This window comes from Nitrobacter winogradskyi, from assembly GCF_006539545.1.
Lineage (GTDB): Bacteria > Pseudomonadota > Alphaproteobacteria > Rhizobiales > Xanthobacteraceae > Nitrobacter > Nitrobacter winogradskyi_A.
Window position 1 is genome coordinate 1 of the sequence record NZ_BJNF01000124.1, and the last position, 8,587, is coordinate 8,587.

General features: G+C 55.6%; 7 protein-coding genes, 1 tRNA gene and 1 pseudogene. 5 read left to right on the plus strand and 4 right to left on the minus strand.

The features are described from left to right. The first annotated feature begins 239 nt into the window (after positions 1 to 239). The 4 genes from NWI01_RS18095 (at position 240) to NWI01_RS18110 (ending at position 4,655) form a co-directional block, all read left to right on the plus strand. Positions 240 to 1,268, plus strand: coding sequence for a nitrate reductase molybdenum cofactor assembly chaperone (locus NWI01_RS18095; protein WP_141385339.1), 1,029 nt, complete (start codon positions 240 to 242; stop codon positions 1,266 to 1,268). A 34-nt stretch (positions 1,269 to 1,302) separates the two neighbouring features. Beyond that, on the plus strand, positions 1,303 to 1,980 hold the full coding sequence (gene narI / locus NWI01_RS18100; protein ID WP_141385340.1) for a respiratory nitrate reductase subunit gamma: 678 nt from the start codon (positions 1,303 to 1,305) through the stop codon (positions 1,978 to 1,980). A 236-nt stretch (positions 1,981 to 2,216) separates the two neighbouring features. Beyond that, positions 2,217 to 3,473: an MFS transporter gene (locus NWI01_RS18105; protein WP_141385341.1), complete on the plus strand. Its 1,257-nt coding sequence runs from the start codon at positions 2,217 to 2,219 to the stop codon at positions 3,471 to 3,473. A gap of 108 nt (positions 3,474 to 3,581) precedes the next feature. Beyond that, positions 3,582 to 4,655: a tellurite resistance/C4-dicarboxylate transporter family protein gene (locus NWI01_RS18110; protein WP_181410583.1), complete on the plus strand. Its 1,074-nt coding sequence runs from the start codon at positions 3,582 to 3,584 to the stop codon at positions 4,653 to 4,655. A gap of 13 nt (positions 4,656 to 4,668) precedes the next feature. Here NWI01_RS18110 and NWI01_RS18115 read toward each other — a convergent pair. After that, positions 4,669 to 6,052, minus strand: a pseudogene (locus NWI01_RS18115) (IS701 family transposase). Positions 6,053 to 6,528: 476 nt separating this feature from the next. Between NWI01_RS18115 and NWI01_RS18120 the strand changes: the two are divergent. Beyond that, positions 6,529 to 6,605 (plus strand) — tRNA-Met (locus tag NWI01_RS18120). Here NWI01_RS18120 and NWI01_RS18125 read toward each other — a convergent pair. The 3 genes from NWI01_RS18125 to NWI01_RS19440 all read right to left on the minus strand — a co-directional run. Further along, on the minus strand, positions 6,562 to 7,794 hold the full coding sequence (locus tag NWI01_RS18125) for a recombinase family protein (protein ID WP_307723475.1): 1,233 nt from the start codon (positions 7,792 to 7,794) through the stop codon (positions 6,562 to 6,564). The genes NWI01_RS18120 and NWI01_RS18125 overlap by 44 nt on opposite strands. Then, positions 7,788 to 8,039, minus strand: a complete 252-nt coding sequence (locus NWI01_RS19975; RefSeq protein ID WP_244613886.1) for a recombinase family protein — start codon at positions 8,037 to 8,039, stop codon at positions 7,788 to 7,790. The genes NWI01_RS18125 and NWI01_RS19975 overlap by 7 nt, the downstream gene beginning before the upstream one ends. 288 nt (positions 8,040 to 8,327) lie before the next feature. Beyond that, positions 8,328 to 8,587: hypothetical protein (locus tag NWI01_RS19440; protein ID WP_210243013.1), on the minus strand; the 260-nt coding region annotated here is incomplete at its 5' end.

The following is an 8,587-nucleotide window of genomic DNA, read 5'->3' on the forward strand; positions in this document are numbered from 1 at the left end:
TTGATGCCCTGTTCCCGCAGCTCGATCCGGTCTCTCATAACTACCCGATCCGCAAGGGCGCGGTCGGCGTCGGCTTCCACACCGATCCGGCAAGAGGACCATAGGCCCTCCTGCCGCACGACAAGGCGCGAGACGGTCTTCGGATCATGCATCCGGATCCGTCTCGCGGGATTTAGGGTCGTCTGAGAAACAGATGGTCTTTTTTGTTTGTTTAGTACCGAAGGCTCGAAGCAAAGATCATGAGTCGTTTTTCTCATCGTGCAGAGGTCTTGTATTCGAACCGCGCCAAGGTTTTGGGGTTGTTTGCTGATATTCTCGATTATCCTGTTCCAGGTTTGGGGCAGAAAGCTTCCGAGTGTGGGACTTTGATAAGATCAGTGCAACCACAGGCGGCAGCATTATTGGAGAGCTTTCGAGCTTTCGCCGAAGAGACGGCGGTTGGAAAGCTGCAGGAAGTTTATAGTGGTTTTTTTGATTTGAATTCGATATGTCATCCATATGTTGGTTACCAGCTTTTTGGGGAAAATTATAAACGTAGTGTTTTTTTAGTGGAGCTTAAGAAGAGCTATCGCACGAATGGATTTGAGTCTGATCCTACTGAAATGCCAGATCGGCTGTCGGTTGTATTGAGGTTTGCTGCCCAGAATGAGGGTGACGACATTGATGCGTTATTGAATAAAGGGATGCTGCCGGCGCTAGAACGGATGACGACGAAACCGGAAACGGAGAGTCATCAGCATGGACCGGCTGATATTGATGGGGATACCGGTATTGAACGTGCGAAGCTAGACGATCGAGATCTGCGAAAGCAGCTAAAGGCTCAGCAGCGAGAAGCCCGGAAGTTACTTGAAGGCCAGAGCCAGGGGGACGATCGTCAGCAACTCAAGGGGCAAGGCCAGGGAGATGTTTTAGAGGGCGGATTTCTTCTGGCCATGAGTGAAGATTATGATGTCGACGAGGCAGAGAAGCGAGCGCATCCCTATCATCAAGTGTTGGATGCGTTACGACTTTTGCTAAATGAAGGCATGACGAAGAAGCGCGCCGACCGCTCAGTTGAGCAGGAGCGTGTCCTTGGCTGGACGCGGGAGCGTTTTAATCTCGACGAGGACGAGACGATCATGGTGTCTGAGCTTCCTTGTTCGGATCCTGGTTGTCCGCCCGTGGAAACGCATGTCGTGTTCTGGACACAATCGGGCCGGCAGCATTTCAAGGTGTATAAGCCACTTGCGGAGGTCGCAGCAGACGACCTGCTGGATTGGCAAGCGTGAGAGGAATGTCCCATGTGTGACGGAGGCAAATTCTATGTATGATGTATTCCTGTTCGCGGTTCTGCCATACTTGGCGGTCGTGGTAGCGGTTCTAGGTGGTGTTCATCGTTACCGGACGAATCGCTTTTCGTATTCGACGTTGTCTTCCCAGCTTTTGGAAAATCGTCGTTTGTTCTGGGGTTCTGTGCCGTGGCACTATGGCATTGTGGTTGTTCTATTCGCGCATCTGATCGGGTTTCTTGTTCCCGGTATGTGGTCGGCCCTGACATCGACTCCTACGGCACTCTATACGGTTGAGTTGATAGGCTTTGCGTTCGGCTTTGCGGCGTTGATAGGTCTATGCGTTTTGATAGTGCGTAGATTTACGACCGAGCGAATTCTAGCTGTAACTAGCCCGATGGATGGCATACTGCTTGTTGCGCTGCTCGTTCAGGTTGCGCTTGGTTTTTGGGTTTCTCTGGCTTATCGTTGGGGTGCTGATTGGTATATTGATACCGCTGTGCCTTGGTTGATCTCTCTGGTGTCTTTGAACCCGCAAACTCACTACGTGTCGGCGTTGCCGTTTGCAGTTAAGGCGCATATGCTTACGGGGTTCCTAGTAATTGCGCTGTTTCCGTTCTCTCGGTTGGTACATTTAATTATGTTCCCCTTCTGGTATTTGTGGCGCCCGTATCAGATCCAGATCAGGAATACCGTAAGATCTGCGCATTAGGGCACTTGGCGAAGTTGTTAAAACTGGTTAAAGTGGCTTCTCGCCGGCGAGTTACGCTCGTCGGCGAGAACTGTAAGTTGGTAAGCGTGTAGTAAAGAGATCGAACGATCGGGTCATGGCGCGGTCGATCCAGCGGCTGGCAGCCTTGCTAGGTCAACAATCTAGGCAGGTAGCCCGTTTTCTTAGAAGCAACGCAAGCTTAACAGCTAGGTAAATTTTCTTCGTAGGAGCTACCGGTGGAACAGTCAGCTGGCAACGTTGAAACGTTGAACGAACCGCAGGGCAACGCGCGAGTGTTGTGGATATCGACCATGGCATTTTCGCTAGGGTTCGCTATATGGGGAATGTTTTCTGCGCTCGCGCCGTTCTTGATAGAGTGGTACCATTTTACAAGTACGCAAGTGCTTGTATTGGCGGCTATGGAGCCGCTTTTTGCGGCTGCCATCAGTATTCCACTCGGCATTTGGACTGACAAGTTCGGCGGACGAACAGTGTTCACGATTCTGCTCGTCCTGCTTTCAGTGGTTCTGATTCTGGGAACTTTTGCGGAGGGTTACTATTCTTTCTTGTTCCTGGGGTCGATGCTAGGGCTCGGTGGAGCGACTTTCGTGGTGGGGAACGCTCATGTTTCCTCTTGGTACCCGAAGTCTAAACAGGGTACTGCCTTGGGATTGTTTGCCTTGGGTAATATAGGGATTACCTTTGGTATGATGGCCGTCACCTTCGTCATCACAAGCGTTGCTGACCAGAGCGACCCGGAGGGTTGGCGTATCATATTCCCGATCTTTGCCATTCCTACATTGTTTATGGCGGCGATCTATATGTTCTTCACTTCCGATCCGCCAAATAGGAAGCTTAAGAATACGTCGACACGGGAAATTTGGGCTGTCTATCGGTCTGGTGTAGTCGTGTGGCTGGTGCCAGGTCTCTATTGGGTAGCTTTCGGCACGTTGGTTTTCTTCGCGTCTACGATGCCGACTTATTTGGTCGATCACTGGCGCGTTGACGCTACCTCGGCGGTAGCATTTTACACGCCGGTTTTGGTGGTTTGCGTAGCGGTTACTAGGCCGCTGGGCGGCTGGGCAGCTGATCGCTATGATGTACTGACGCTACTGACTTGGATGTTCGGCGCTATGTCGATCCTCGCGGTGCTGATGGCTTTGCAATTATCTTTCAGCTTGGAACTCGTAGCGATTTATGGGTTGGCGTTGTTGTCGGGCGCCGCTGCTGCTGCGGTAATCAAGCTGATCCCTATATATTTTGAGCACGTCGGTGCGGTAAGCGGGTTGGCGAAGGCGGCCGGTGCGGCTTGCGGTTTCACGATGACCGCTGTTTTAGCTGCTAGCAATTTCCTTGTGGGGGGATATACGCTTGGGTTTATCGTCTGGGCATTGATGAACATGGCAGCTTTTTATGTGTCATTCTCTCGAGTGGGCTTCAGAGATGTCAAGCCGATTGGTGCTCCGATAGCGGAAGCCGTGCCTGCTCATTGAGTCCTTTTTGTTCTCTGTTGAGTAGGTGATTAAATTGAGCATTGTCACCGCTCTTAATGAGAGCGGTGACAAGTAGCGGTGCAGAGCGTAAGGGGTTAGTAAGGTCTCGTGCAGCGCATCGACTCATCTAAACGTCGCTTCCGGCTTAGCATGCCTGGTGCTCGGCGCCTTTCACCAGCGTATTTTGCGTTGGTGATGGCCACCGGGATCGTCTCCATTGCCTCAGAGAAAGCTGGCTTTCATGCGATTGCTGTTGCTCTTCTGTGGTTGAATGCGACTCAGTTCGTAGTCCTCTGGATACTGACGTCGTGGCGACTCATACGCTACCGACGAGCTCTGATTGTTGATTTGACAGACCACCGATCGGCGCCGGGTTTCCTTTCCGCGGTAGCTGCCACCGGTGTGATGGCAAATCAGTTCATACTTGCGGGCGCATTGGATATTGCGCTAGGGCTTTGGATTTTCGGTATCCTTCTTTGGATTATCCTAACTTACACGATTTTCGCTAACTTGACGATCATGGAAGCTAAGCCGACCATCGATCAGGGGATCACTGGGGCTTGGTTGCTTGCCGTCGTCTCGACCCAGTCGATCTCTCTCTTGAGCGCGCTTCTTGCGCGGCATATTCATCAACCCCTGCGGCTGGACGTCAATTTTCTGGCGCTTTCGATGCTGCTGTGGGGCGGCATGCTGTATATCTCGATCATCTCATTGATTTTCTATCGCTATATGTTCTTTAAGTTTTCGCCAGCCGACTTCGTTCCCTCATACTGGATAAACATGGGAGCGATGGCAATTTCAACGCTTGCCGGTTCTCTTTTGATTGAGAATGCGGCGGATGCATGGTTCCTTGAAGAGTTGCTACCCTTTCTCAAGGGGTTTACGATCTTCTTCTGGGCTGCTGGTACGTGGTGGATCCCGCTTCTTATCATTCTGGTTGTCTGGCGGCATTTTTATCGGCGATTTCCTCTCAGATACGACCCGGCGTACTGGAGTGCAGTTTTTCCGTTGGGAATGTACACCGTCTGCACTTATGAGATGGCCGGGGCTATGCGTTTGGAGTTTCTACGTCCGATCGCGGATGTGTTTGTTTATGTGGCTCTGTTAGCTTGGGCGGCAGCTTTCTTTGGCCTCGTCAGGAAGCTCGCGAGCAATCTGAGTCCCGGACTCATCTCTCGCTGAGGACCACCTAGCCCTACTTTGGCAGATTTATTCGTGCCGTTGCATTTTGCGGATTTGTCTTCTGCAGAATGGGCATCGGCGATCTGGCGGTCGAAGAAGAAAGAGTTCGACGATGGCGCGACGCACGGCCGGCAAACTCGGCTGTGGCGGGGGACCGTTGAAATCTTTTTTTCCCGTCCCGCTGCCATGAGGCGGCGGGATTGAAGGAATGCGTAGGCGATCATCGTCATCAAGGCATGTCGGTGTAACCCGGCCCACGATCTGCCTTCAAAATGGTCGAGCCCGAGTTCTTCCTTCAATTGCTGATGCGCCTGCTCACAGATCCATCGAGCCTTGACGGCAGCCGCCAGCGTCCTGAGCGGCACGTCGGCGGGCAGGTTCGAGACGTAGTACTTCTGTTCTCCGCCCGGCCGTCGTTCACCCAGGATCCACGCCTCATCGCCAGGCATGCGCTCGACACCTTTATCGAATACGCGGTGCTTCGGGCCGTCCGCAATGCGAACGCGCCGTGCTGCGAACAGGCATGTCAGCGGGCCCTTCGTACCCCGGCGCCAACTGATCTTCCGCCACTTGTCGCCGATTAGCGCCGTTTCGGCAGAGACCGGCGACATATCCGGGATATGGTGCTTCCGCGGCTTGCGGGCCTTCTCCGTCGGAAAGATCATCGTGACATTGCTCGGATAGACTTTCTGATGGCGCGACAGACCAACTGCCCACAACAGATCGCGTTCGCTCAGAGCATGACGGAACGGCGCGCTCGATCCGTATCCCGCGTCCGCCAGCACGCAACCGAAGCGAACGCCGGAGGCGATCACGCGATCAATCTCCGCCAGCGCGATCTCCGGCTTGGAGCGCGCCCCGCCATGCTCGATTGGAACACCGGCACGTTTCAAACGCGCCGGATCGCTCGTCCAACTCTCGGGCAGAAACAGCCGCAGCGCTACCATGACAGGCACTTCGCCGCGGGCAAGTGTCAGCGACACCAACGTTTGACAATTGGCCGTCTTGCCAAGGGTCGATGCATACTGCGGAGCGACGCCAACCGAACGATCACCCTTCTTCGGCAGCGATGTGTCGTCGATGACCAGCACTGCGTCGTTGCCGCCGACCAGCCGATCGGCCTGAACGAGCAACTCCGCTTCCAACGGCGCCGCGTCCCAGACGCCATCGGCGATAAAATGGTGCATCTGGTCATAGTCGCCCGGCGCCAACCGCGCCGCCATCGGCTGGACGCTCTTGCGGTCGCCAGGCCCAATCAGTCCCGAAACATACAGTGGACACATCCGCCGTCGAGCCTTGTGCCCTAAACCACTCATGAATGGCTCGAGCCAGCTTCCAAGTTCGTCTTCCCATCGCGCCATGGTCGACCCTCCAAAAGCCGACCACCCATGAATCACTGAAAATCCGATTCGGGAATACTGAACCGCCCTGCAATCGCAAAAAATCTGCCAAAGTAGGGCTAGGCTCAGGATTCATTGATCGGCCAGAAGATGACGGTTGCTGCGATGCAGATAGCGGAGAAGAATCTGTGCGCACATCGGTCGAGGCTCTAGTACCGCATCCCAAGAGGTATGGGGCGAAAGGAAAGGTATGATGTTGTTCCTCAAATGAGGCTCTGAGTTGCGAGAATGATGCTGCTTTGTATCAAGCCGAGGAAACCGATCGAGTAGGAGACGAGTTGGCTTTTGCACTCATAAAATCAGAAAATGTCAGGCTCAGCCCTTTCCAAAGCGAAGGTGGATTGGTACATGTATCGCGTACGAGGGTGTTCGCCCGAGTTGTCCTCTCAGTCGTTTGCGGACGGTAATTGATCGGCGCTTAAGTGTCGACCGATTGCTGTCGGACATGATCTGAAAGGCGAGTATAAGTTTAACGCGGGGTGGAGCAGCCCGGTAGCTCGTCAGGCTCATAACCTGAAGGTCATAGGTTCAAATCCTATCCCCGCAACCACCGATACCGACACTCCCGTGAGCCCGGCTCCGGGAGTGTCATTTTTCTTACCCTTTCCAATGGCTTGGCGTTCCGTCCATTCGAGGATGGTCCGCAATTCGCCATGCAGCGTGGCAAGAATCTCGCCCCGTTTCGGCCCCGGCGTCAGCACGATCTTCTCGATCAGCATCCGCAAAGCTTCCGCTGCCTGCGGCCGCTCGTCGGGACGATTCAGGGCTTTGGTCAGGATCGCGACCTTCCTCGCATAGATCGCCGAAGCCGAGGGCAGCAGATCCGGTGCGTCGTCTGGCACATCGGTCAAAAGCTCGGTCAACGCCTTTTTGCGATCCTCCAGGGCATCCATCTCGGCTTTCATGGATCGCTGATACATGCCCTCCTTGATGGCCTCGATGATGCCCCGAATCTGCTTCTCGACCCTCACCGGTTCGGCCTTCCACGAGTTGCTGTTGGAGCGGCGTTCTCGGTTCAGCCGGTTGGTTTCCTCGGCGCAGGCGCGCATCGCCTCGGCGGCGATCTCCGGGGCCATCATCCGGTCCTTGAGGCCGGCCAGCACGCGGCGTTCCAGTTCCTCGCGCGGAATGGTGCGTGTGTTGGAGCAGGTGCCGTTGCTGATACGATTCGAGCAGGCGAAACGATCCCCACCGCGCAGCGAGTAGGGACCGCCGCAGCAGCCGCAGAAGATCAGACCTGACAGCAGCGATCTCGGGCGGCGCGCGACGTTCAACCGGTTTGTCCTGTGATGCTCGCGCACGGCTTCCCTGACGTTCACGAACTTTTCGGCGATCTCGCCCTGACGCTTGCGAACCGCCTGCCAGAGTTTGTCATCGACAATGCGCAGTTCAGGCACCTCGGTCGTAATCCAGGCGCTCTCCGGGTTGAGCCGCGACACCCGCCTTCCGGTGGACGGGTCCTTGAGGTAGCGCAGCCGGTTCCAGATCAGCCTTCCGATATAAAGCTCGTTGTTCACGAGACCTGTCCCGCGCTTGATGTGCCCCCGGATCGTCGTGTCTTTCCAGAGCTTGCCGTTCGGGCCGGGCACGCCTTCCTCGTTCAGGGTCCGCGCAATGGTGCGTGGCCCGACGCCGGCGGCGAATTCGCGAAAAATGCGGCGCACGAGATTGGCTTCGGCCTCGTCGATCTCGCGATCTCCACGGATCGGCTCGCCACGCGCATCGAGTTGCTTCACCACCTTATAGCCGTAGCAGAGCCACCGCCCGACTTGCCTTCCTCAACCCGGCCACGGATGCCGCGATGGGTCTTGGCGGCGAGGTCCTTGAGGAACAGTGCGTTCATCGTGCCCTTGAGGCCGACATGCAACTCGCTGATCTCACCCTCGGACAGCGTGACGATCGGCACACCCGCAAATTTGAGGTGCTTGAACAGCGTCGCGACGTCGGCCTGGTCGCGGCTGATCCGGTCCAGCGCCTCAGCCATTGGGGCTCGCGTTCGATTGGCCTCAATACCCAAAAGGCAAGTATGCTGGCGCTCAGAAGGAAGCGGCGCGCGCAACGGGGAGTTTGGGCAGGTAGTTTTGTTGTGCCGCAGGACTACAGGGCATGCAGATGGGGTGGCGGACAGCCGAGCGAGTGTTCGGATAATGCGGAGACGAGCGACGGATTCCGGGGATTGATTTTACTGCTATGCGCGGTCAGGGAGGGTGAGAACATTGATGCGTTCGCCATCGCATGTTCGCCCGGGCAGGTGGAATCGGACCGCCGGTGCCTACAATTGGGAGAGGGTTTTTCGCACGGAAGCTAATCCGGCGTTGCGTACGACGCCAGCGAAAAGCCAGGATGGCGGGTACCGCTCCCTACTTTGCAGGTCCAGTCGGAACACCGGTTTTGCCGCGCATCGAATCCGAACCGCTCCCGGTTCCTGAACTTCGAGGTGGGTCACGATGTTCATCTGAAGTCGGCGGGCTTTGCGGGCGCTCTGTTTGCCGCTCTTGCTGTATTCGCGAACTTTCGTGATCGTCCCCCGCT